This window comes from Dyadobacter sp. OTU695, assembly GCF_038440355.1.
GTDB lineage: Bacteria > Bacteroidota > Bacteroidia > Cytophagales > Spirosomataceae > Dyadobacter.
On the sequence record NZ_JASATN010000119.1, the window covers coordinates 1 to 231 of the forward strand.

Genomic DNA, 231 nt, shown 5'->3' on the forward strand with positions numbered 1-231 from the left:
AACATCGAATATGTGGGGCGTATCGACGACCAGGTGAAGGTGCGTGGTTACCGTATCGAGCTGGGCGAGATCGAGAGCGTGCTGCAAACAGCGCCGGGCATCAGCCAGGGTGTTGTCGTGGCGCGCGCCGACGGCAGCGGCCACAAGCGTTTGATCGGCTACTATGTAGGCGATGGCGCCTTGCGGGATCAGGTGCATGCACACCTTTCCAGCCAGCTTCCCGACTACATG

Annotated in this window: 1 protein-coding gene; it reads left to right on the forward strand. The window is 61.0% G+C overall.

Annotated features, from left to right (window positions below; genetic code table 11):
• On the forward strand, positions 1 to 231 hold a 231-nt coding region (locus tag AAHB90_RS32705), incomplete at both ends, for a hypothetical protein (RefSeq protein WP_342089522.1).